Origin of the sequence: Acinetobacter sp. 22323 (assembly GCF_052044895.1) — a bacterium.
GTDB classification, from domain to species: domain Bacteria; phylum Pseudomonadota; class Gammaproteobacteria; order Pseudomonadales; family Moraxellaceae; genus Acinetobacter; species Acinetobacter schindleri.
In genome coordinates, this window is record NZ_JBQEOL010000013.1 from 25,263 (window position 1) to 47,084 (window position 21,822).

General features: G+C 41.8%; 21 protein-coding genes. 12 read left to right on the top strand and 9 right to left on the bottom strand.

What is annotated here, in order from left to right; genetic code table 11:
* Positions 1–2 precede the first annotated feature (2 nt).
* Both znuB and ACTJIX_RS09960 read left to right on the top strand, forming a co-directional pair.
* Positions 3–803, top strand: coding sequence for a zinc ABC transporter permease subunit ZnuB (gene znuB / locus ACTJIX_RS09955; protein WP_076754633.1), 801 nt, complete (start codon positions 3–5; stop codon positions 801–803).
* 3 nt (positions 804–806) lie between these two features.
* On the top strand, positions 807–1,289 hold the full coding sequence (locus ACTJIX_RS09960) for a DUF523 domain-containing protein (RefSeq protein WP_305176130.1): 483 nt from the start codon (positions 807–809) through the stop codon (positions 1,287–1,289).
* A gap of 10 nt (positions 1,290–1,299) precedes the next feature.
* On the opposite strand, the gene ACTJIX_RS09965 is transcribed toward ACTJIX_RS09960, so the two are convergent.
* Both ACTJIX_RS09965 and ACTJIX_RS09970 read right to left on the bottom strand, forming a co-directional pair.
* Positions 1,300–1,620: a pyrimidine/purine nucleoside phosphorylase gene (locus ACTJIX_RS09965; protein WP_004895307.1), complete on the bottom strand. Its 321-nt coding sequence runs from the start codon at positions 1,618–1,620 to the stop codon at positions 1,300–1,302.
* Positions 1,621–1,709: 89 nt separating this feature from the next.
* The gene (locus ACTJIX_RS09970; protein ID WP_071320819.1) at positions 1,710–2,333 is read right to left on the bottom strand and encodes a LysE family transporter; all 624 of its coding nucleotides are present in this window, start codon (positions 2,331–2,333) and stop codon (positions 1,710–1,712) included.
* Positions 2,334–2,491: 158 nt separating this feature from the next.
* Between ACTJIX_RS09970 and ACTJIX_RS09975 the strand changes: the two genes are divergently transcribed.
* Positions 2,492–3,412 carry a Dyp-type peroxidase gene (locus ACTJIX_RS09975; protein WP_305176131.1) on the top strand — a complete coding sequence of 307 codons (921 nt, stop codon included), beginning with the start codon at positions 2,492–2,494 and terminating at the stop codon, positions 3,410–3,412.
* A 51-nt stretch (positions 3,413–3,463) separates the two neighbouring features.
* On the opposite strand, the gene ACTJIX_RS09980 is transcribed toward ACTJIX_RS09975, so the two are convergent.
* From ACTJIX_RS09980 to ACTJIX_RS09990, 3 genes are read right to left on the bottom strand one after another with little or no spacing between them, the layout of a single operon-like run.
* A complete protein-coding gene (locus ACTJIX_RS09980) occupies positions 3,464–4,153 on the bottom strand; it encodes a hypothetical protein (protein WP_004814229.1) in 690 nt (229 codons plus the stop codon).
* A gap of 11 nt (positions 4,154–4,164) precedes the next feature.
* Entirely contained in the window at positions 4,165–6,162 is a 1,998-nt protein-coding gene (locus tag ACTJIX_RS09985; RefSeq protein ID WP_440611417.1) for a peptidoglycan DD-metalloendopeptidase family protein, read from the bottom strand.
* 17 nt (positions 6,163–6,179) lie between these two features.
* Positions 6,180–9,011 carry a type VI secretion system Vgr family protein gene (locus ACTJIX_RS09990; RefSeq protein ID WP_004814226.1) on the bottom strand — a complete coding sequence of 944 codons (2,832 nt, stop codon included), beginning with the start codon at positions 9,009–9,011 and terminating at the stop codon, positions 6,180–6,182.
* Positions 9,012–9,256: 245 nt separating this feature from the next.
* On the opposite strand from ACTJIX_RS09990, the gene ACTJIX_RS09995 reads away from it, so the two are divergent.
* The 5 genes from ACTJIX_RS09995 (at position 9,257) to ACTJIX_RS10015 (ending at position 13,437) form a co-directional block, all read left to right on the top strand.
* Positions 9,257–10,411, top strand: coding sequence for a methionine aminotransferase (locus tag ACTJIX_RS09995; RefSeq protein WP_305176134.1), 1,155 nt, complete (start codon positions 9,257–9,259; stop codon positions 10,409–10,411).
* A gap of 135 nt (positions 10,412–10,546) precedes the next feature.
* A complete protein-coding gene (locus ACTJIX_RS10000) occupies positions 10,547–11,911 on the top strand; it encodes an MATE family efflux transporter (RefSeq protein ID WP_005220298.1) in 1,365 nt (454 codons plus the stop codon).
* A 160-nt stretch (positions 11,912–12,071) separates the two neighbouring features.
* Positions 12,072–12,476 (top strand): LLM class flavin-dependent oxidoreductase, encoded by a 405-nt coding sequence (locus ACTJIX_RS10005; protein ID WP_005220300.1) that lies wholly within the window; start codon positions 12,072–12,074, stop codon positions 12,474–12,476.
* 257 nt (positions 12,477–12,733) lie between these two features.
* A complete protein-coding gene (locus ACTJIX_RS10010; protein ID WP_004814218.1) occupies positions 12,734–12,892 on the top strand; it encodes an LLM class flavin-dependent oxidoreductase in 159 nt (52 codons plus the stop codon).
* A gap of 2 nt (positions 12,893–12,894) precedes the next feature.
* On the top strand, positions 12,895–13,437 hold the full coding sequence (locus ACTJIX_RS10015; protein WP_005220305.1) for a hypothetical protein: 543 nt from the start codon (positions 12,895–12,897) through the stop codon (positions 13,435–13,437).
* A gap of 147 nt (positions 13,438–13,584) precedes the next feature.
* On the opposite strand, the gene ACTJIX_RS10020 is transcribed toward ACTJIX_RS10015, so the two are convergent.
* Positions 13,585–14,430: an SDR family NAD(P)-dependent oxidoreductase gene (locus ACTJIX_RS10020; RefSeq protein WP_005220306.1), complete on the bottom strand. Its 846-nt coding sequence runs from the start codon at positions 14,428–14,430 to the stop codon at positions 13,585–13,587.
* Positions 14,431–14,650: 220 nt separating this feature from the next.
* Between ACTJIX_RS10020 and ACTJIX_RS10025 the strand changes: the two genes are divergently transcribed.
* The 3 genes from ACTJIX_RS10025 (at position 14,651) to phoR (ending at position 17,634) form a co-directional block, all read left to right on the top strand.
* Complete coding sequence (locus ACTJIX_RS10025) at positions 14,651–15,328, top strand: TetR/AcrR family transcriptional regulator (RefSeq protein ID WP_005220308.1); 678 nt, start codon at positions 14,651–14,653, stop codon at positions 15,326–15,328.
* 212 nt (positions 15,329–15,540) lie between these two features.
* Positions 15,541–16,251, top strand: a complete 711-nt coding sequence (gene phoB, locus ACTJIX_RS10030; RefSeq protein WP_005220310.1) for a phosphate regulon transcriptional regulator PhoB — start codon at positions 15,541–15,543, stop codon at positions 16,249–16,251.
* Positions 16,252–16,275: 24 nt separating this feature from the next.
* Entirely contained in the window at positions 16,276–17,634 is a 1,359-nt protein-coding gene (phoR, locus tag ACTJIX_RS10035) for a phosphate regulon sensor histidine kinase PhoR (protein ID WP_005220312.1), read from the top strand.
* 57 nt (positions 17,635–17,691) lie between these two features.
* On the opposite strand, the gene ACTJIX_RS10040 is transcribed toward phoR, so the two are convergent.
* The 3 genes from ACTJIX_RS10040 to ACTJIX_RS10050 all read right to left on the bottom strand — a co-directional run bounded on the left by ACTJIX_RS10040 (position 17,692) and on the right by ACTJIX_RS10050 (position 19,838).
* The gene (locus ACTJIX_RS10040; RefSeq protein ID WP_005220314.1) at positions 17,692–18,339 is read right to left on the bottom strand and encodes a glutathione S-transferase; all 648 of its coding nucleotides are present in this window, start codon (positions 18,337–18,339) and stop codon (positions 17,692–17,694) included.
* 122 nt (positions 18,340–18,461) lie between these two features.
* Entirely contained in the window at positions 18,462–18,860 is a 399-nt protein-coding gene (locus ACTJIX_RS10045; RefSeq protein WP_005220317.1) for an OsmC family protein, read from the bottom strand.
* Between the two features lie 30 nt (positions 18,861–18,890).
* Complete coding sequence (locus tag ACTJIX_RS10050) at positions 18,891–19,838, bottom strand: pirin family protein (protein WP_005220320.1); 948 nt, start codon at positions 19,836–19,838, stop codon at positions 18,891–18,893.
* 491 nt (positions 19,839–20,329) lie between these two features.
* Here ACTJIX_RS10050 and ACTJIX_RS10055 point away from each other — a divergent pair, with 491 nt between their 5' ends.
* Positions 20,330–21,634 carry a GGDEF domain-containing protein gene (locus ACTJIX_RS10055; protein WP_004895327.1) on the top strand — a complete coding sequence of 435 codons (1,305 nt, stop codon included), beginning with the start codon at positions 20,330–20,332 and terminating at the stop codon, positions 21,632–21,634.
* Positions 21,635–21,822 lie beyond the last annotated feature (188 nt).

Genomic DNA, 21,822 nt, shown 5'->3' on the forward strand with positions numbered 1-21,822 from the left:
CCATGATGGACTGGTTACAACTCCTTTTACCTGCATGGATCATGGGAACACTATTGGTATTTTTGACTGCTCCGCTGGGCTGTCTGATGCTGTGGCGTCGTATGTCTTTCTTTGCTGATACCATGGCACATGGCACTTTATTGGGTGTTGCCATTGCTGGTGCCATGAGTCTACCGCTGTGGATCGGTGTGACCTTTATTGCCCTGTTGCTGGTGGCTATTTTATGGGTGCTGTATGATCCTCGCTTACCGAACGATGCTTTGCTTGCCCTCTGCTCAGCCACCCTACTCTGCTCAGGCTTATTGTTCATTCAGCATTTACCGAGTTTAAGACCAGAACTGCTGAGTTATCTGTTCGGTGATTTGCTGACGATTTCCTGGAATGATTTACCCACTTTTGCTGTGGTGATTATTGTTGCACTGGCTGTGATTTATAAAAGCTGGCAGGCACAGATCCAAATTGCCATTGATCCTGATATGGCGATCAGCGAAGGTGTGAATGCCAAATTACAACGCCTGATCTTTATGTTGTTACTGGCCCTATTCACCGTATTGGCACTTCGAGCAGTAGGTTCACTTCTAATGGGAGCCCTGCTGGTCATTCCGGCACTGACGGCTCGCTTGCTGGCGAACTCACCAAGACAAATGGTGATCTGGGCCTTCGTGATTGCTCAGATTGGGGTAACAGTTGGTCTCTGGTCAAGTGCAGGCCTCAATACTTCGACAGGTCTAACCATTGTCCTGACCATGTCAGTGCTGTTTGCCCTGATCTTCTGTATACAGAAGTTTAAGAAAATGAGTTAAGTCATGCAGAGCAAACGCTATTTGATTAGTGCCTGTTTGCTCGGTCATAAAGTCCGTTACGATGGACAGGATTGTCTGCTCAAGGAACTGTTGCAACATCTGCTATCTGATCAATATGTCAGTCTTTACCCTGAAGTCAGTGGTGGCTTAGCCATCCCCCGCCCGCCTGCCGAGATTCAATCTGGGAATGGTCACGATGTAATGCTGCGCCACGCTCATGTTATCGATATAAATGGTACAGATATTTCAGAGACTTTTATTCAAGGTGCCTATGCTGCTTTAGATCTTGCCCGAAGATTTCAAGTGACACATGCCATCCTCAAAGCCAATAGCCCATCTTGTGGCAGTGACCTGATTTATGATGGATCATTTACTGGAACAAAAATTCAAGGCCAAGGCGTCACTGCTGCCCTGTTGCAACAACACGGCATCATTGTGATGACCGAACAAGATTTTTTGAAACAGCTAAAAGTTCGACCTGAGTAAGCTCACCCCCCTATTCAAAATGGCAAACATAATCCACAACTTCCCGGCATAACAGTTTAAACCGACTATGTTTAGGTACATAGAAAGATTGCCCTGGTACATAACGCTGATAATGCGCATCCTCACCGATCTGCACCAGACATTCACCGGAAATAATTTCCAGACGTTCTGCCACAGCAGTTTCAAACACGATCGGCTGTTCTGTCGGCAGGAACACACCTAAAGTTTTTTGAGTGCCATCCGGCAACTGAATGCAATGACTGATACAACAGCCATATTCGTGGATGGTTGGTTTTTTAATAATAGACACGCAGTCGAATTGACCAGACATAGGAATACCTCTTTTATTATTTTTATGTTTTATATTCAAAAGCTAGCGACATCACATTGTTTTTATTTTTGCGTGATGCACCTTTATGTTTAAGCCTGATGCACCAAACTGAGCAAGGTTGCAGCGCAGGCAAACAGCACGGCAAAGCTGCGATTTAATATTTTTTGTTGCTTTGCTGATGTCAATAATCTTAAAACTTTTGCTGCCAATCCGGTATAACCCGCCATCACAATCAGATCAATGGTGACCATGGTTGCTGCCATAATCACGTACTGAATCCACTGAGGTTTGGACAGATCCAGAAACTGTGGCAATACCGCAAGCAGGAACACAATTGCCTTTGGATTACTCATATTCACAAGAAAACCATGCAGCACCAATTTCCCCGCTGACTTACGGGTTAACTCATGCTGAATCTCAATCGACTGCATCGGCGCAGTCCACTGTAAATATGCTAGATAGAGCAGATAGCCCACACCGAACCATTTCACCAGCAGAAATGCCCAAGGTGATGTCGCAAACAGTACCCCTGCCCCGGCAGCGACAATGGCGATTTGAACCAGTAAAGCCAGCTGCAAGCCTAAAGCATTCCAGTAGCCATGTCGAAAACCGTAATTCAGGCCACTCGACATCGAAGCAATGGCGCCCGCACCTGGGGAAATGCTAATCACCCAACAGGCCAGCATGTAGGCAAACCAAACTTGATAGGACATGAATCTGCTCGATAGAAAACTTGAAACGTATTATATGACTTTTCAAATATATTCAGATCAAAATCTCGCTAAAATTTAATCTGAATACTATTCACCCTGTATGGCTTCAGGCACAATAGTTCGATTAAATACAGGAATTTTTATTACAGGAGCCATGAATGACAGCCCAATCTGTAATTTTGCCATTACCTTCAGATCATGCTCGCTTTATTGTTTTACGTCTTAAAAATCTCAGCATTGAAGATTTTAAAGAGCAATTAGAGCAATTATTTACGACACGTGATCGTCTGATTACTCAACATCCTAATGCGCAAATTAAAACAGGCGTGGCTTTTGGTCCTGAATTGTGGGCGAAACTTTATCACCAAGCTCCTGTAGGCTTTAAACAACTCGAGCCGATTCAAGGTTCGTTTGATATGCCTGTTGTTCCTGCAGATGTACTGATTCATATTGCTAGCGCACGTGCTGATATCTGCTTTGCTTTAAGTCAGGCTTTCTTTGAAGGAATTCGCGATCAAGTTGAAGTGCTGGATGAACGTGTCTGCTTCCGCTATTTTGATGGACGTGATATTACTGGCTTCATCGATGGTACTGAAAACCCGCAATTCCCGGATGATCGCGCTGAAGTCGCTTTAGTCGGTGAAGATGCCGGTATTTTCCAGGATGGTTCATTTATTTTTGCACAGCGTTATGCGCATAATCTGGAAAAATGGAAAAAGCTAAAAGTTGATGCTCAAGAGCAAGTGATGGGTCGTACCAAGCTTGAATCAATTGAGCTCGATGATGATGTAAAACCTGCCAATGCACACGTTGCTCGTACAGTAGTTGAAGACGAGGAAGGTGAAGAAATGGAGATTTTACGTCATTCCCTGCCTTATGGTGATGGTCGTGGTGACCAAGGCCTGTTCTTCATTGCCTACACCAAAGATTTAAACATTATTGATGCCATGTTAGAGCGTATGTTCGGTACGTCTGGCGATGGAATCCATGACCGTTTGCTCCACTTCGTAACTCCCATGGATGGTGCGTATTACTTTGCGCCGAGTGAAGAGTTGCTGGAAGAGGTTTTGGAAGGGTAAAATATAAGGTCGATGAATGCTACATTCACTATAATGTAGCAATCTAAAAAATTATTTTTCAAGAAAATTTCTATAATTAATATTTTCACACCCTAGAGTAAATGTTAAGCACTTTAAATCTGAATCTAAAATCAATTTATAGTCATTAATTTTCCTGTTACTTTCTCTAATATTTGCATTATATAAATATTTTTTCTCTTCTTTAATATAAGAAAAATTATCACCAGCCAATATACTCCCATAATCACTTTCTAAATTAGTAGATGAAGAATTTACTACTGGAGCTTCAATAACTAAATTTGACAACTTATTATATATAAAAAAGTTAGATATAAATTTTTTATAAGGTCTTTTCACATAATCTAATTCACTAAATTCCCTTATCCGAAAGGCAACTATTTTTTTATCTTGATAAAGTATTTTTAAATCTACAGTTGATTTTAAAGGCACAGTACCTTGATATAAAATATAATTTTTTTGATTATTTAAAACTTCGACGCCATAACTCTTAAGAATGTAATCTCCACCAGAATATTTTTTGTTTTTATCCCCATAATCAACTAAACTTAATTTTAAATTTTTATTTAATTGAGAGAATCTACCAAATTGATCCAGAAATAAAACTGGTTCTTTAATTTGGGTAGCACTTTGCTGGTAATCATTCCAATCTACACTTTTTGCGTGACATGATAGTGAAAAGAAGCTACTGCTAATTATTACTATAGATTTAAGTATTTTCATATTTTAAGTGCCTAAATCAATTTGGTTATAAAAAAAGGAATAGGGTCAAATCTTCCTTGCAAGCCTGTACCGAGCAATGCTGAACTCCTTGCCTCGAAATGCAAATGTCCCCCTTTTGATATAGTAGTCATTCCCCTAGCATTTCCAGTAGAACCCGTTTTACCTAAAATTGTCTTAGCATCAACAACATCTCCTTTTTCAACATCTATGGTAGATAGATGTGCATAAAAAAAATAAATTGAACGGCTGTTTGTAATATTTCTTGATGCATAAGTTTTTTGCTTTTCAGGCAAGTCATCAATGTTTACTTCTAATACTATAATTTTCCCATATGCCTTTCCACTATCTGTTGCAATAGCAATAACTCCACTACATACCGCAAAAATATTTGTACCGGAATCAGCAGCTAAATCTATACCTTGATGGTTTCTAGTACCTCCATTTCTAACTTTCCCGAAAGTAGCACTTTTTACATTAGCTAGACCAGCAACTCTTAACTGGTTTATTGCTAAAGGATCTACCCACATTCCACTGCCTCCAACAATTTTATTTTCTTGTATTTCGATACTTGGTGTTGGTGTTGGTGTTGGTGTTGGTGTTGGTGTTGGTGTTGGTGTTGGTGTTGGTGTTGGTGTTGGTGTTGGTGTTGGTGTTGGTGTTGGTGAAGAAGTTTGCCCCAATAAAATTTTAATTGTTTCATCTAAAGATAAATTTATTCCAGAAGTTTTAGATTTATCCAATACATAATCATAAATATTAATATGTGCATCGATGTATGCTCTTAGCCATATTCCATAAGCAACTTTTGCATCGTTGTTATATCTTTTCAAATAATCTAAAGCATTTTGTTTACCCTTATTTCCAAATTGTGCAAGCAATAACATTTTTGCTCTTTCTGGGGAAAAACTATTGTTTATGAATGACCTCGCACCTCCAGCTCCTTCATGATGTAATAGATAAGCAAATTTAGCTATTGAGCTCGGCTCTGTTAATTTTTGATAAGGTAGTTTTGACCATTTAAAATTTATAATTGCATAAGCAGCTGCTGCATCAATCGAAAACTCAGAGTTGAATCTAAGATTTAAAAGTTGCTCCTCAGTAAGATATTTATTTTTTGAAGCATATTGCCCTATTAAAGATTCTTGGTTTTTACAAAGTTCAAGCCAAGTACCTTTAAGAAATTGTGTTAATCCTGCGGCATTTGTAGTGGTATTAAAACTTTTGGAATCCCATTCCCCATTACTTTTTTTTGCAGCTTCAGCGTGAATTAAAGCTGCTAAACTATGTGGAGTAAATCCATGACGTTTCGAAGCATCTATAACAAATTTTCTATATTTATTATTTACTGTATTGAGTATGAAGTTCTCTTCTGTAAATTGGCTTGCAATTATATGGGTACTATTACCTGAATCAGTCCTTTTTTGACTATTTACTGGCTCAGGTAAAATTATAGATGGTTGACTAGTATCTATTTTTTCATTTATCCCTTTTACGATAGGATCTGCTAAATTTTTTAAGGATTTTTTGATTTCCTTTATTGTCTGTTGAACTATACCCGATTGAGGATAGTGATTGCCGGAGACTTTCATTTGCCTTGAAGTCAGCCTTAAAACTTTTTTCCCTATTGGTAAAGTTTTATGATTAGCTATTAAATCAAAATTACTTTTTATATTTTTGTAATAAACTTTTAAACCTTTTGAATGATCTAAGATTTCAATATCATTAATTACACCATCTTTAAAATTTATTTCTTTTGATTTACCATCATATTCTAGTTTTACAATTCCTTTTGAAATAGGTTTAAAAGATAAATCTAATAATATAATTTTTAAAATCAATTCAGCTTCAATCTCATTGATCTCATCAATATATATTTTTTGACCTACTTGTATTTTATGAATAGAAGAACTATTCAACTTATTAATTTTAGCTAATTTTTGTACTGTAATATTAAATTTTTTTGAGATACCCCACAATGTATCTCCTTTTTTTACAATATAATAATTCACAGAGAACACCTTTATAATTATTGAATGTCTTCAATCTGAATTCCATGCTCACCCACATCAAATTCATCTTCTAAATCTTTAGTATCTAAATCTTCAAAGATATTTGACCATTGCTTAAACCCTACTAATGCTTCATAAGCAACCCATTCTTGAGAAATAGATAATTGCGTTTTACCATTAGAATCAGTTTTACCTTCCCATAAAATTTCCTTATTTTCAGGTATGAACATAGTTACTTCAGCACCTTCAATTCCACTACCACCTAAACTATTAAATAAAAAATCTACAGCGTATGGTCCAGATTTAGGCAATTCAGGAATCTCATAAATAGTTTTGGCTCCTTCTTTAAATATATGCTGCCCTGCTCTACACTCAAACTTCCCACTTGTAGTACTAAATACTCCCTGTCCATTAATCTTTAACTGAGATCCGCCCGCAGTCAGTACAATTTCTTTAGGACTTATAATTTCAATCTGATCTTCAGTCGAAATAATTTTGATTTGTTTGCGAGCAATAGCTTCAATTGCATCATCTTGTGCTTGAAGCTCAATTTTGCCTTTTGCCGCAATGGCTCTGAATCCTTTTTGCGCTGCAAATAGGCTAATCCTGTCCTGAGCATGGGCAATTAAAGATTTCTGGGTTGAAAAATTGATGCTATCCGCGGCACTGTGGTTAATCTGTTTATCGGCTGATAAATGCAAATCTTCATTCGTTGAAAGTGCAATCGAATTGGGTGCACAAAGTACCATTAGCGCCTGTTTAAAGGTTTCAGCCGTACTTTGATCCTGCTGTTCAATTTGGTTCAGAAAATTTGTCAGATGATCAAGTGCCTCTAAAGGATCAGTTTGCTGGTTTTTAGCAACGTCACTTAAGGCCTTACTATTATTTAAACTTGATTCGAGCTGGCTTTTAGACGGGCTACTATTTAAGTGGTTGGCATTAGCATTTTCCTGTTTATGCGTTGAAAGTAGCAGGCCAGCCCCCGCCCTCACTGCTCCCCACTGATCCGTCCTAAGCTCAAATCCTTCACCACGCCCATCACTCACTTCATCTTCTTTAGGGTGGCTTAAATTTCCTAAATTTAGTTGGCTAGCCCCATGACTACTTTGTAGCTGTACACTAATCTGTCCGGTCGTATCATCAAAACGAAGCTGGTTAAAACCTTCCCCATTTACTTCCTGAGAGCGGATACCGCTCAGTTTTTTGGTTAATGGCAGTTTGCCTTTGACATCAAACATCGTCTGATGCCGTTCAGCTTCATGAATACGACCCACCACAAATGGCCGGTCGACATCTCCCTCAAAGAAATCAATGACGACGATTTCCCCGATACGTGGATGGAATCTTGCTCCATAGCCTTCACCTGCCCACGGTGCCAACACATCTACCCAAGCCGAGTCGCTATCATTATCATTGGCACCAGCGCCACCATCATGTTGATGGTCATCACTGCGGGTAAACAGGAAACGAACCTTGACCCGCCCCCATTCATCCACGTAAATAGTTTCACCCTCAGGTCCAACTACTTTCGCTCGTTGTGGATGGGCCATAGGCCGATGCTGTAATGGATGATATTCAGGTACGACAGGAATATGACGACGAACCAAATACAATTCATTACTCTGTCTTTCATCATCTAATACTTTCCAGTGACTGGACTGTATTAAGTGATCCAGCTGCAGCAAAATATCTTTAGGTAAATTATTCTGGTTATAGAAGTGTTTGCCCAAAATTAAAAATTCACGTTCATTGGCTGGATGTTGATCTATTTCAGGATGATCATGTAATTCAAACCAGTACCCAACTTGTACATCACGCACACTACTACTGGCCTTAAAATATTTAGACTGCAAGGCATGGGACTGGTTTAGCTGCTGGCTGAGTTGATCCAGTTGAGCAGAACTGGCTGAAGTCATTTGATCTTCTCCATTCAGGTCGCTGATCCAGGCCGGGCTAATGGTCCAGACATCTTCAAGATTCAGGCTTTGATTATCCTGTACTTCGCTATGCTGATGGCTACTGAGCAGTAGCTGACTTTCATTCTGAGCCAGCTGATCCGCGTGCCAGCGCTGGGTTTGTACTAAGGTTGGATTTAAAGAACGCTCTGCCAATAGACCAGTAATCGTGTCAAAAGGTTCGGTGGCATGGCTACGATGAAAACGGATACTACGGCGCTTTAAAGCCTGAAAATGCGGCTGGTCATCAATCAAACGTAGAATTTGTGGCTGAATGGTCTGAGCTGAAACGGGGACCATGATTTCCTTTTCATCGATCAGCCAGTTAACGCCTTCACTACGCCATAAGCGGGTCAGAAACTCATAATCCGTTTCATTGGACTGCATCACAAAAGGTCGAACATCGTAGTCCCGTGACAAGGCAGAAACATCCAGGCTCAATCGTGCTGCAAATAAGGAGCTGCGAGCCTGCCATTCTTTAAATAAAATTTCACTAATATCCCGAACGCTTTTATTCATAAACACTCGGCTATTGCGGCGTTTATGCCATAAGGAAGTTGCATCTTGCAGGGTCAGTTTATACAGCGTCAAAGCTCCGTCGCTTTGTCCCTGGCTTGCCGCTGTAATCAGACCTGTCGTTCGAAATAATTCTCCACAGTCAGTCACCTGATCAACTGCAACCTGACAGCCAATAAATTGTTTTAAAGCGAGATTTGCATTGGTTGAAAGGCAGATCAGTTCTGCCTGTAAACCCTCATTAATCTGATGATGACCTTCAATGCGCTGAATAAAAACCTGTGTATTTAAAACCTGATTAGAAAACTGGATATGTAGGGCTCGTTTTTGCAGATTAAGCCCAAGAGTCTCAAGGATGGTATGAATATTGTTTAGCATCTTATAGTTATTTTTAAGGAGTATTATGCAGCTGATTTTATGAAAATTGCCCCCTATACGTCCATCATGCTTCTTATTTCACATGATTTAACCATTAATTTATTACTCATCAGCTCTTTCATTGAGGTTTTAATCTTTTAATGTTTTATTGACAAAATGACTAATGATTTCTGTTATTTGTGCTCACAGAGCAGAATCGTTACTGCTACACTTTATGCTTATATCAATCAAAAGAGCGTTGTGACATGCTTGATCTCCAGTCCAAACTGCCCGACTTGGGCGTGACGATTTTCAGTACCATGTCTGCCCTTGCTCAGCAACTCGGGGCACTGAATCTTTCACAGGGTTTTCCCGATTTCCCTGCACCACCCGATTTGATTGAAGCTTTAGGACGAGCAAGCACATCCGGTTTTAACCAGTATGCACCTGGAGATGGTTTACCGTTATTACGCTCTTTGGTCGCTGATTTATATTTACAGCGTGATCAATTATCACTAGATCCCGCTCAGGAAATTACCATTACACCTGGCGCAACGATTGCAATCTTCTGCGCAATTCAGGCTGTAGTGCGTGCAGGTGAAGAAGTCATTATTTTTGACCCGAGTTATGACAGTTATGCGCCGACGGTACAGGTTTTAGGTGCTAAACCGATTCATCTCGCACTCCAGCATCCGGATTTTTCAGTGAACTGGAACCAGGTCAAGGATGCGATTAATGATCGCACCCGCATGATTATTGTAAATACCCCGCATAATCCTACTGGAAGTGTCTGGTCTAAAGCGGATTGGCAACAGCTGATTGAACTGATCCGTGAACGCAATATTGTGGTGCTCTCTGATGAAGTTTATGAACATCTGGTCTTTGATGATGTACAACATTATTCAGCACTTTCCTTCCCGGAATTACGTGAACGCAGTTTTGTGATTGGTTCCTTTGGCAAAACCTTCCATGTCACCGGCTGGAAAACCGGCTTCTGTGTAGCTACCCCGGCCTTAATGAAATTGTTCCGTCAGGTATACCAATTTGCCAGCTTTTGTGGTGTAACACCTGTACAAGTGGCACTGGCCGAATATTTACAACAGCATCCTGAGCATATTCCCCAGCTGTCGACCTTCTATCAGGCCAAACGGGATTTGTTTAATTCATCCATTCAGAATTCACGTTTTCAGTGGACATCATCACAGGGGACTTACTTCCAGAATCTGGATTACAGCGAAATTCGACCAGATTTAGAGGATGTTGCTATGTGTCAGTATCTAGCCCATCAACATGGGATCGTGGCGATTCCAGTATCAGTATTTTATAAACAGCCACCAAAAGATTTACGTTTGCTGCGTTTCTGTTTTGCCAAAAAAGAACAAACCTTGCTGCAAGCGGGCGAAATTCTTTCCAAAGTTTGATTCAAATATCTTAGATTAGCATTTAAAGACTTACATAGCTTCAGCCTTAGTTACCTAAAAGCTAAGGCTATTTTTCTGCAAATTTCCGATAATTATTTTTTTCTCCCTTTCTAATAATCAAGAACAGGATGTCTTATGGCACAGCAAGCATTGGTTCAGCAGCAAAATCTATGGAAAACATTTTTTATTTTCCTGTTGCCGCTGGTTGTGACCAATATCCTGCAAAGTTTGTCCGGCACGATTAATACGATTTTTGTGGGGCAAATGCTGGGCGTACATGCCATTGCTGCAGTTGCGGTTTTTTTCCCAATTCTGTTCTGCTTGATGGCTTTTGTAATTGGCTTGTCCGCAGGTTCAACCGTTTTAGTAGGACAGGCTTGGGGAGCAAAAAATCTGGAAAAAGTCCGCTGTGTTATTGGTTCTACCCTGTTTATGACCCTAATTGGCGGTAGCCTGATTGCATTTTTTGGGGTGATTTTTGCAGAGAAGATCCTGCTACTGCTTGGAACCGATCCTGATGTGATGCATCTGTCTCTGCCTTATGTGCAATGGATGCTTGCGGGTAGCCCGCTGATTTTTATCTATATTATTTATACTTCAATTTTGCGTGGTGTGGGTGACAGCACGACGGCCTTATTTGCCTCAGCCCTGACGATTGGAGTCGGTCTGGTAGTGACACCTGTTCTGATTGCCGGTTATTTCGGTTTCCCGAAAATGGGAATTATCTCGCCTGCTATTGCAACTATTCTTGGTAATATAGCAGTCCTGTTATTTTTAGCCCTATATTTAAATTATAAACAACATCCACTTAAACTAGATTGGGCTTTGCTGAAGCATATCCGTCATCATCCCGGCTTAAGCAAAATTATTCTGCGCTTGGGTATTCCTACCGGTGTTCAGATGATTACTACTTCAGCTGCAGGTTTGGTGATTGTCGGTCTGGTCAACCGTTATGGTGCGGAAGCTACAGCAGCTTATGGTGCAGTAAATCAGGTGCTGAATTATATCCAGTTCCCAGCACTTTCCATCGCGATTGCTGCTTCAGTTTTTGGTGCCCAAGCGATTGGTGCTGGTGAAAATGACTTACTCAATAAAGTGACGCGCACCGCCCTGAGTATGAATATCCTGTTTACCGGTAGTCTGGTGGTGTTAGCCTATCTGTTCTCGAAATATCTGATGGCTCTGTTTATTACTGATCCGCAAGTGGTGGTGTTGGGTCAACAGCTGCTATTTATCGTGCTTTGGTCAATTCTGTTCTTTGGCGCCAGTGCGATTTTTGCTTCGATTATGCGAGCCAGCGGTACAGTGACCGTACCGATGATTATCAATATTATCGCCATCATCGCAATTGAAGTTCCGGCAGCTTATCTATTCAGCCATTGGTGGGGGCTGCAAGGCATCTGGTATGGGTATGCCTTGGCTTTTGTCTGCCTGTGCATCATGCAAGGCTTGTATTACCAGTTTGTCTGGAAAAAGAAAACCATTGAAGCGCTAATTTAACAGTAGCTTAAGTATGTATAAATTTAAAACTTATCTATTTTTAAAGTAAATACATCTCGTCCTTATGCCTATTCCATATTCATTATAAGGATTTAATTTTATCGTATTTTTAAACTCGATTATTCCTTATTATATACCTGTTGAAATACAGGATTTCAGCATGGCCCAACGACAAATTAAACTGGGTGCCTTCATTCCAACGACATCGCAACATGCAGCTGGTTGGCGGCATCCAGCGTCCCGGCCCCAAGATCATTTAAGCCTTGATTATGCAATTGAACTAGCAAAGACTGCTGAACGTGGCCTGTTTGATGCTTATTTTCTTGCCGATGGTTTGGCTGTTAATTGGAGTCATGGCGCTTCTAAGCATAATAAAAATGTAGGTTATAGTGACAAAGTTGTTGGGTTTGAACCCTTGACCTTATTTGCGGCTATTTCAGCAGTCACCAAAAATATTGGCTTTATTGCCACTGCATCGACCACCTATGAAGAACCCTATCTATTAGCACGTAAATATGCCTCTTTAGACCATATAGTAGGGGTCGTGCTGCATGGAATGTGGTGACGACTATCTCTGCTGAAACTGCGCGTAACTTTGGTTTTAGTCCACATCCAGATGCCAAAGTCCGTTATGAACGTGCGGATAAATTTATTGAAGTCGTGCAGAAACTCTGAGATTCCTGAGAAGATGATGCCTTCCTCTACGATAAAGAAAGTGGTCATTTTTTTGAGGCCGCTAAACAGCATGAACCGCTTCCTCAAGGAAAATATTTTAATGTCCAAGGCGCACTGAATGTCTCTCGTCCACCACAAGGCTATTCGGTGAATGTGCAGGCAGGTCAGTCTGAAGATGGGCGTGAACTGGCAGCGAAATATACCGAAGTGATTTTCACAGCCCAACAAAGTTTCACGGATGCACAGGCTTTCTACCGTGATGTTAAAGGCCGCTTAGCTAAATATGGTCGTCATGCGGTGACTTAAAAGTGAGGCCAGGCGTATCGGTATTTGTCGCCAAGACCGAACAGGAAGCTAAAGAAAAATATGCATTGCTCAATAGCCTGATCCACCCGGATGTCGGCCTGGGCTTACTTTCAGGTTTAGCCGGCGATATTGATCTTTCACACTATGATCTGGATGCACCTTTCCCTAGAGAAAATATGGAGATCAAGTCCAGTCGTCAGCAAATGATGCTTGAGATTACAGCGAAGCATCACTTTAGTATTCGTCAGTTATACGAATATATTGCTTTTGCCCATGGTCACTGGACATTGATTGGTACACCTGAACAGGTGGTCGATCAGTTACAGGAATGGTTCGAAAATGAAGCTGCAGGCGGCTTCAATGTGTTACCACCAACAACGCCTGCCGGCCTGGATGACTTCGTCAATTTCATTGTACCGGAGCTGCAACGCCGTGGCCTGTTCCGGACTGAATATGAAGGCAGCACTCTGCGTGAAAATCTGGGTCTGAAACGTCCAGTAAACCAGTATCTAGTGACTCAACCCAATACGGCTATAGCCTTTTAGATTAGCCTTTATAAAAAAGATTAGTTTGAATTACTATTTTATTTTCTGTGGAGGAGAGAAAGAAAAATTATTGCTAGTCTTTCATTTCTTAAATTTAAATATAAAAAGTCCGCAGAAGCGGACTTTAATTTCATAACTTTTAATAATTTAAGCTGATTTCTTAGATTTACCTAACTTAGTGGCAAAAGCTGTGACCTTCTGATACCCCGTTGGTAAAATACGTTGGATTAAATCGATCGCTTTGGCATCGTTACCAATCAATAAACGGCGTTTGTCTTTTTGAACAGCCTCTAAAATCTGACGCGCTGCTTCTTCAGGCGGACAACGCAATAATTTATTGAAGCTACGCGCAGACTTTTCAGGGCTCATCCCTAAAGCCCTGAGGCTGTCATTCATTTTTGCGGCATTGGCAATATTGGTACGAATTCCCCCCGGATGCACGCAGAGCGCGCTTACACCACAATTTTCAATATCCAGTTCTTGACGTAAAGACTCAGTAAAACCACGCACCGCAAACTTGGTGGCATTGTAGGCAGACTGGGTTGGCTGCGCAGTCAGTCCAAATAAACTCGAAATATTCACCACATGACCATCGCCGGTCTTTTTAATGCGTGGCAAGAATTCTTTGGTTCCGTACACCACACCCCAGAAGTTGATCCCGACAATCCACTCGAGTTCGTCATAAGATGCGCCTTCCACTGTTGACCCCAAAGCGACCCCAGCATTATTGAAGATCATGTTGATACTGCCATGATCCTGCTCGACTTTTTCAGCCCACGCACGGACTTCTTCCAAATTGGCAACGTTGACCTTGTCGAGGGTGGCACGCACGCCCGTGTCTTTAATCAGCTCAAGTGTTTTAAGTAAACCTTGTTCATTCACATCACTTAATGCCAGATGACAGCCTTGTTTCGCCAAAAGTACAGCCAACTGCTGACCAATACCCGAACCTGCACCGGTAATCGCTGCAACTTTATTATTAAAATTTTTCATAAGTTTCCCTTATTGATGAAACTGCCTGCTCAGACAGTATTTCTTGTTCTGTCGTGCTTCATGCAGCAATTCTCTTCAATATAGTTTTGACAATACTCATTGTCAATCATGATGACTTATCTGTTCAGGACAATCTAGGTTGGTGATCAAGAACATAGGTCTAAATGCAATTTATTGGTAAGATATTCAAAATTTCGGTGCTTATGAGCTTAATCATTCTATGACCAATTCGGCAATTCCTGTGGAAAAACAACAAAAAACGATGACAAAGGAACGTCAGTTTAAGGGACTGTCTATGGCTGAACGCCAGCAGGCACGCCGGGAAAAGCTGATTGAAGCGGGTATTCAAGCGTATGGCACGCATGGCTTTTTTTCTGTAACCGTCAAAGATATCTGTACTGAAGCCAAACTGACCGAACGCTATTTCTATGAATCATTTAAGAAAAGTGAGCATCTGTTTCAAACTATTTTTCTAAAACTGATCGATGAATTGCAGCAAAATGTCATGCAAGCCATGATGCAGGCTTCCTCTGATCCTAAAAAGATGATCGAAGCTGGTCTGACTGCCCTGCTCACTACATTGCGTGATAATCCACGTATGGCCCGGATTATTTATATCGATGCCATGCTGGTCCAGGAACTGCATAATCAGGCTACCATTCACGAAACCATGGGCCGTTTTGACCGCATGATTCAGGCCTTTGTCATGCTGATGATGCCGAACCTGAGCCGTTCTGAACAGGAAATTTCTCTGGTATCCACGGGCTTAAATGGTTATGTCACCCAGATTTCCATTCGCTGGGTCATGAGCGGTTTTAAACAGTCCATGGAGGAGGTTCTGTCCTCATGCAGTATTGTATTTTTGGCACTTTTTGAATCTTTTTCAGATAAGAAATAATATTTAGCGCAATTATTTCTTAATTTATTTTCTATTTTTCAATCAATTGTTATTACAGATATTTTTCCTCTATCAAGTCACTTAAATTGTCACAAATCTTTGCGAAAGCAGGGCAAATATCCCTTTCTGCAATGATACTGTCATAATTAATCTTTGTAATAGGCTCGTCATAAATATAAAACGGTCCACCGTTGACTTATAGGAAATGCGCTGTGAAAGATGACTACATTTTAATCGTCGATGATGAGCTTCCAATTCGGGAAATGATCCATACGGCACTGGATATGGCTGGCTTCAATTGTTTAGAAGCAGAAGATGCCAAACAGGCTCATCAAATGATTGTGGATCAGCGTCCAGCCTTGATCCTGCTGGACTGGATGATGCCCGGTGGAGTGAGCGGTGTAGACTTATGCCGTCGCCTGAAACGCGATGAAACCCTGTTAGAAATTCCAGTCATTATGCTCACTGCACGAGGCGAAGAAGATCATAAGGTTCAAGGTCTGGATGCCGGTGCAGATGACTACATGACCAAGCCATTTTCTACCCGTGAACTGGTATCCCGTATCAAAGCCGTACTGCGCCGTACCAATAGCCTGAATGGTGAAAAAAGTATTGAAGCCAATGGCCTGTTACTCGATCCTGCAAGCCAGCGTGTCAGCTTTAATGATACTATTCTGGATATGGGGCCGACTGAATACCGCCTGCTGGCCTTCTTCATGACCCATCCAGAACGTGCCTATACCCGTGCCCAGCTCCTGGATCAGGTATGGGGTGGCAATGTGTATATTGAAGACCGAACCATTGACGTGCATATCCGACGCCTGCGCAAAGTACTAGAGCCATATGGCGCCGACCGTTTTGTACAGACTGTACGCGGAACCGGCTATCGCTTTTCGACCCGTATTGATGTCGCACTCGGCTAATTTGACTTAGGTAAATCCTGCTTTATGTATAAACCCTACCCTGTTCCTGAAATGGCCCGTGGGCATAAACTGCCAAGCTCCAATAGCTTATGGGACTTTGCCAAGCAGGATTTACGCCTTCTGGCCTTCTTCCTGTTGATCGGCAGCCTGATTGGTTTCGGGATCGGGTATTTCTGGGTCTGTATCGTACTGGCTTTTGTAGCATTCTTTGTCACACAAATCCGTTCCCTATATTTGGTCAATGACTGGATTTCCAATCGTCCTTATGACGTACCACCCAAGATCAATGGCATCTGGGGTGCCCTGCTCTTTAATGTCTATCAGGCCCAGCGTCAGGAACGCATTGTACAGGCAGAAATGGTCGAGCTGATTGATCGTGCCCAGTCTTCTCTAGGCGCGCTACAGGAAGCCGTGGTACTGATCGATGAAAATCAGCAGATTGAATGGTGGAATCCCGCAGCTGAACGTCTGCTCGGCATCAGTGCTGAAGATAAAAGCCGTAATATTCTGAGTTTACTCTCTCAGCCAAATTTCGTTGATTATTATCATCATATTGATGATGCACCTGACGGTCTCAAGATGCAATCTTCGATCTTTGAAGACCATTATGTACAGATCAAGATGACCCGCTTTGGGGGTGAAAGCCGTCTCTTGGTCGCTTATGATGTGACCCGGATGCATAATCTGGAGCAGATGCGCAAAGACTTTGTCGATAACATCTCGCATGAGTTACGTACGCCTTTAACGGTGCTCAGCGGCTATATCGAAACCTTTACCGATCAGGAAGATATCAGTCCACGCTGGAAACGCGCCTTTGACCAGATGCAATCCCAGACCCGGCGTATGAATGCCTTGGTCAATGACTTGTTACTATTGTCTCGTCTGGAAAATGACGAAAATATTGCCAAGAATCAGATTATCGACATGCCCAATCTGATGAACCAGCTATTTGATGATGCTCAGGCCTATAACGTGGATTATGGTCATACGCTGAACCTGGATATTGACAGTCATTGTGATCTGATTGGTTCCGATATGGAAATTGCTAGTGCTTTCAGCAACCTGATCACCAATGCGATTAAATACACGCCAAAAGGCGGTACGGTCACCATGGGCTGGCATGATGATGGTGAATCGGCTTACTTTGTGGTAGAAGATACCGGGATCGGGATTGACCCGAAACACGTACCGCGTCTGACTGAACGGTTCTATCGCGTCGATTCTGACCGTAGCCGACGTACTGGCGGTACAGGTCTTGGACTCGCGATTGTAAAACATGTACTGATGCAGCATCAGGCACAGCTAAAAATTGATTCTCGTGAAAATCAGGGCTCTACTTTTAAAGTGATTTTCCCGAAAGAACGCTTGAGCTTTCCGGACTGATTGAAACCTTATCCCCATAAAAAGGTGCCTTTTGGCACCTTTATTTTTAATGGCTTGTTAACTCAATACTTCTTCTTTGGACATGGCCCGGAAATAGGCAGGACGATGAGATAAGCGTTCCAGATAGGCTTCAATCGCCGGATAACGTTTACCCGTACGGGTCTGAATGGCATCTAATGGGAAACTCATCTGAATATCAGCAAAACTAAATCGACCGGCAAAATATTCATGCTCGCTCAGGTAGTCTTCCAGATATTGAATATGATCTTTAAGACGCGGCTGTACAAATTTACTTTTAATTCCACTGGTAATCTGTCGCGCCATAGGACGCAGCAAAAATGGTGTGTGCTTCTCAACGGAATTAATGACCAGATGCATAACCAGTAACGGCATCAGTGAGCCTTCGGCATAATGCATCCAGTACCGGTACTGCTGTTTGGTAGTAGAATTGAGCGGCTGAAACTCCATACCCACATCATAAGTTTCCTGCAAATATTGTAAGATTACCGCAGATTCTACCAGCACCTGATCACCATCAATCAGGATCGGCGCCTTCCCCAATGGATGGATCATCTTCAACTCTGAAGGGGCAGAAAAGTTAGGCAGCCGTTTATGGAACTTGATTTCATAATCTAGCCCCAATTCTTCCAATGCCCATAAAATACGGAACGATCGGGACTGCTCAAGATGGTGTAGGATACGCATGTTAGACTCTTTTGTTATTGTCGTGTTATTGCCGCTTTAGCATAACAAAAAGTGTCTGGTTTCGGTGAAATGCTTTACGAATTATATTACATTTCAATCAGCCTTCTTTACATATAGCGAGATCAAAGTAATGTAGTTCGAATTTCCAGACTCCGTAGCAAAGTTTTGGTCACTGGCGTTTTTTGACAAATTTCCAGAATTTTTAGCCGCAATGTTTCATCTAACGGATTTTGAAAACTTAAACGTCGTTCAATCCATTCCTGCCCTTCCCGATTGGCAAAGAAATCGGCTTCAACCTGAAACTCCCCCAGCTCCAGATCTTTATGGCTGGCATACATACGCAAGCTAATCATGGTGCAGGAAATCAAGCCTGCCAGCAGAAAATCATAAGGTGCGGGACCACGATCCTGACCACCAAAAGCTTCCGGCTTATCTGTCAGATATTGGTGATTGCCATGACTGATCTGTCCCTGCCATGGTGTTTCCAGACTATGTACACGAGCACTTGCAAGCATGGCCATTTCTTCTTCCTTATTTTATTGATGATCCATTTATTTTGAAGGACGCATATGGCCCGGGAAAGCAGGGGCTTCAAGTCGTGGTCCCTCGTAGGCAGGAATCGAGCCAAATCGTTCATGCTCTGCAATCCATTGCTCACGTGCCATTTTCAATTCTTCAGTCGTGCGGCCAACAAAGTTCCACCATAGTAAAATCGGGCTTTCAAAAGGTTCGCCCCCCAGCAACAGTACACGGCTTCCGGCATGAATCTCGATATTTACCCGATCCAGCCCCGGTTCCAGAATCACCATATTATCTTCAGTCAGTTCATGTGCGTTGATACTGGCCGTCCCTTCCAGTGCCAGAAAACCATATTCAAATTTCGGATGAAGCGGTAATACTGCCTGGGTACTGTCTGCTGCATACAGATCCACCCCGAGCAGTTCACTATGTACCTTCACTGGTGATATTGCCTTAAGATATTCCCCGACCAGTACCGTGAACTCAATGCCTTGATCCTCAACCACAGGCAATTCCGGATAATGATCAAACGCGGGTGCCATATTGACCATATCATCTGGCAAAGCGATCCAGAGCTGTGCGGCATGCATCTTGGTTTCTGTTTCAGGTGCAACTTCAGAATGGGAAATGCCATAACCAGCCGTCATCAGATTGACCTGACGTGGACGTAGTAACTGCGCACTGCCTAGACTGTCACGATGCATCATGGTACCTTCGATCATCCAGGTAAAAGTCTGCAGACCAATATGTGGATGTGGTCCTACATCCAGGCCGTCTCCCTGCGGGAAATGAGCAGGTCCAGCATGATCCAGAAAACACCATGCCCCGATCATCCGTTTATGCCGGCTTGGTAACGCACGCTTGATCACTGTTCCCTGACCAATTTCAGCACGGCGTAATGGAAATTCTGCAATGAACTGATTGACGTATTTTGTGCAATCATCTGAATTGAAAAGTTCGATATCATTATTATTCGACATGTTCTGGCTCACTCGGCTGGGTCAAAAGATCATAGCAATTCAGATCGGTAAAAAGAGTGCTACTTTCAGGATTGTGCTTGTCATATTTGCAACAATCTTTAACTTCAACGGTCTGATCTGTACTTGACCTGATTTTTTGTTTTCATGGGTACTCAGAATCTTGAATCTATCCTTAAAATTCGAGGTCGCAACTAGTTAAAGATCACCCCAACCTTTTTTAGCATTTTTCATTTTAATAAGGTGAGGTTTACACATACTGCAACAAACAATTATCTCGGACTGTTTCACGTGAAACAGGCTTATATTTAAATTTTTTATAAATTAAATCAAATAATTAATTCAATAATACCTAAGTTTTGGCTTTCTCCTGTCGCAGAAAAAATGTTTTGTTACTTTTTCCTTCTCCATGCGTCGCAATCTATCCGTTTGACCATAGATTCCTGACCCCAAAATTTGCTCATAATATGTGCGAATTTTTAATGGATTGAAAAATGACGATTGCCGATGGCAGGATGCATGCAAATATGCAGGCTTCCTTGCAGAGTCTTAATCGGCATTCTTCGGAACAGCTGCAACCTTCCGAGAATGACCTGAAGAACCGTCAAGTGCTAGAAGATGCACTTGTGGATCGGCACGCCCGTATTCCTGTGCAATTTCTACCCCATTTTTACGACTATCTGTACCGGCATAACTACCATAGTCTGCGTCAGATCCACTTACTGGCGCAGTTGGTGTTCCTGCTATATTTCTTTGCCGATATCTTTATCATCCCCGACCTGATGATGGTTTCCGGGTTTACTCGGGTGATTTTGGTCTTAGCTTTCTGGATCGTCTGTGAACTGTTATTTCAATACAGCCAGAACATTCGCTTGCTCGATCTGATCCTGCCGATAGGGACTACGCTTTGTGCTGGAGTATGGATCCTGCTCCTGCTCTCTTCTACCAGCCTACATGTAGAAAATTACTTGTATGCTGCATCCATTTTTATTCTGATTGCCAATCTCTGCATCAAGGTTCAATTTAAGGCTGCACTATATTGTTCAATCCTGATCAGCCTGCTGGTCCTGATAGCAATGACGCAGCTAATGACGTTATCGGAAGCTTTTATCTTTATGGTCGTGTTCAGCCCAGTGTTGCTGTTTAGCCTGTATTTTAACTGGAATAATATCCTGCATACCCGTCGTGCATTTATCCGTACTTTGTTAGATGAATGGAACTACCATATGGTGCGTAATCTCGCCCATACTGATGAACTGACTCAGCTCTATAACCGTCGGCATTTTGTTAATCTGGCAGAAAACTGTATTCATGACTGGCCAAGATATTCAAGCACCTGTCTGCTAATGTTTGATGTGGACCATTTCAAGCAAATCAATGATAGTTATGGGCATGATGTCGGGGATCGGGTACTACAGTTAATTGCAGATACAGCGCGTAAGGAAATGCGCCATAGTGATGTACTGGCACGTTTTGGTGGTGAGGAGTTTATTATTTTGCTGTCCGATACACAGTTGCAAGATGCTTTGGTAATTGCCGAGCGCATTCGTAATTCGATTCAGCAGCAGTATCTCTATGCCCGGCCTGAGTTGATACTGAAATTTACAGTTTCGATTGGTATTGCTGAGCTGGAGTCCCATACTCAGGATCTGGATGATCTGATTAAAAAAGCGGATGTGGCGCTTTATGCCGCCAAGAAGAGTGGACGTAACCGGATTGAAGTGTATCGTCCAGATATGAGTTCACCGTTTCAATCTGATCTACAGAATTTTTATACTGAAAAATATATTAACTTATGAACAGTCATAGAAGTAATTTAAACGCATAGACAGTAAATCCAGCCTATCTCATTTTTTGCTTTGTACTCACTCTCCCTTTTTTTGTAGCCGAAGATATTTATTCTAGATGACTACTTTTAAAGTGAATTTTTAAGTAATAGAATAAAATTTATACAAAACTTAATATATAAAAAATTTTATTTTTTATG

Excerpts from the sequence above, each read along its gene's own strand:
- znuB (WP_076754633.1), top strand. The coding sequence starts at position 3 with ATGATGGACTGGTTACAACTCCTTTTACCTGCATGGATCATGGGAACA.
- ACTJIX_RS09960 (WP_305176130.1), top strand. The coding sequence starts at position 807 with ATGCAGAGCAAACGCTATTTGATTAGTGCCTGTTTGCTCGGTCATAAA.
- ACTJIX_RS09965 (WP_004895307.1), bottom strand. The coding sequence starts at position 1,620 with ATGTCTGGTCAATTCGACTGCGTGTCTATTATTAAAAAACCAACCATC.
- ACTJIX_RS09970 (WP_071320819.1), bottom strand. The coding sequence starts at position 2,333 with ATGTCCTATCAAGTTTGGTTTGCCTACATGCTGGCCTGTTGGGTGATT.
- ACTJIX_RS09975 (WP_305176131.1), top strand. The coding sequence starts at position 2,492 with ATGACAGCCCAATCTGTAATTTTGCCATTACCTTCAGATCATGCTCGC.
- ACTJIX_RS09980 (WP_004814229.1), bottom strand. The coding sequence starts at position 4,153 with ATGAAAATACTTAAATCTATAGTAATAATTAGCAGTAGCTTCTTTTCA.
- ACTJIX_RS09990 (WP_004814226.1), bottom strand. The coding sequence starts at position 9,011 with ATGCTAAACAATATTCATACCATCCTTGAGACTCTTGGGCTTAATCTG.
- ACTJIX_RS09995 (WP_305176134.1), top strand. The coding sequence starts at position 9,257 with ATGCTTGATCTCCAGTCCAAACTGCCCGACTTGGGCGTGACGATTTTC.
- ACTJIX_RS10000 (WP_005220298.1), top strand. The coding sequence starts at position 10,547 with ATGGCACAGCAAGCATTGGTTCAGCAGCAAAATCTATGGAAAACATTT.
- ACTJIX_RS10005 (WP_005220300.1), top strand. The coding sequence starts at position 12,072 with ATGGCCCAACGACAAATTAAACTGGGTGCCTTCATTCCAACGACATCG.
- ACTJIX_RS10020 (WP_005220306.1), bottom strand. The coding sequence starts at position 14,430 with ATGAAAAATTTTAATAATAAAGTTGCAGCGATTACCGGTGCAGGTTCG.
- ACTJIX_RS10025 (WP_005220308.1), top strand. The coding sequence starts at position 14,651 with ATGACCAATTCGGCAATTCCTGTGGAAAAACAACAAAAAACGATGACA.
- phoR (WP_005220312.1), top strand. The coding sequence starts at position 16,276 with ATGTATAAACCCTACCCTGTTCCTGAAATGGCCCGTGGGCATAAACTG.
- ACTJIX_RS10040 (WP_005220314.1), bottom strand. The coding sequence starts at position 18,339 with ATGCGTATCCTACACCATCTTGAGCAGTCCCGATCGTTCCGTATTTTA.
- ACTJIX_RS10045 (WP_005220317.1), bottom strand. The coding sequence starts at position 18,860 with ATGGCCATGCTTGCAAGTGCTCGTGTACATAGTCTGGAAACACCATGG.
- ACTJIX_RS10050 (WP_005220320.1), bottom strand. The coding sequence starts at position 19,838 with ATGTCGAATAATAATGATATCGAACTTTTCAATTCAGATGATTGCACA.
- ACTJIX_RS10055 (WP_004895327.1), top strand. The coding sequence starts at position 20,330 with ATGACGATTGCCGATGGCAGGATGCATGCAAATATGCAGGCTTCCTTG.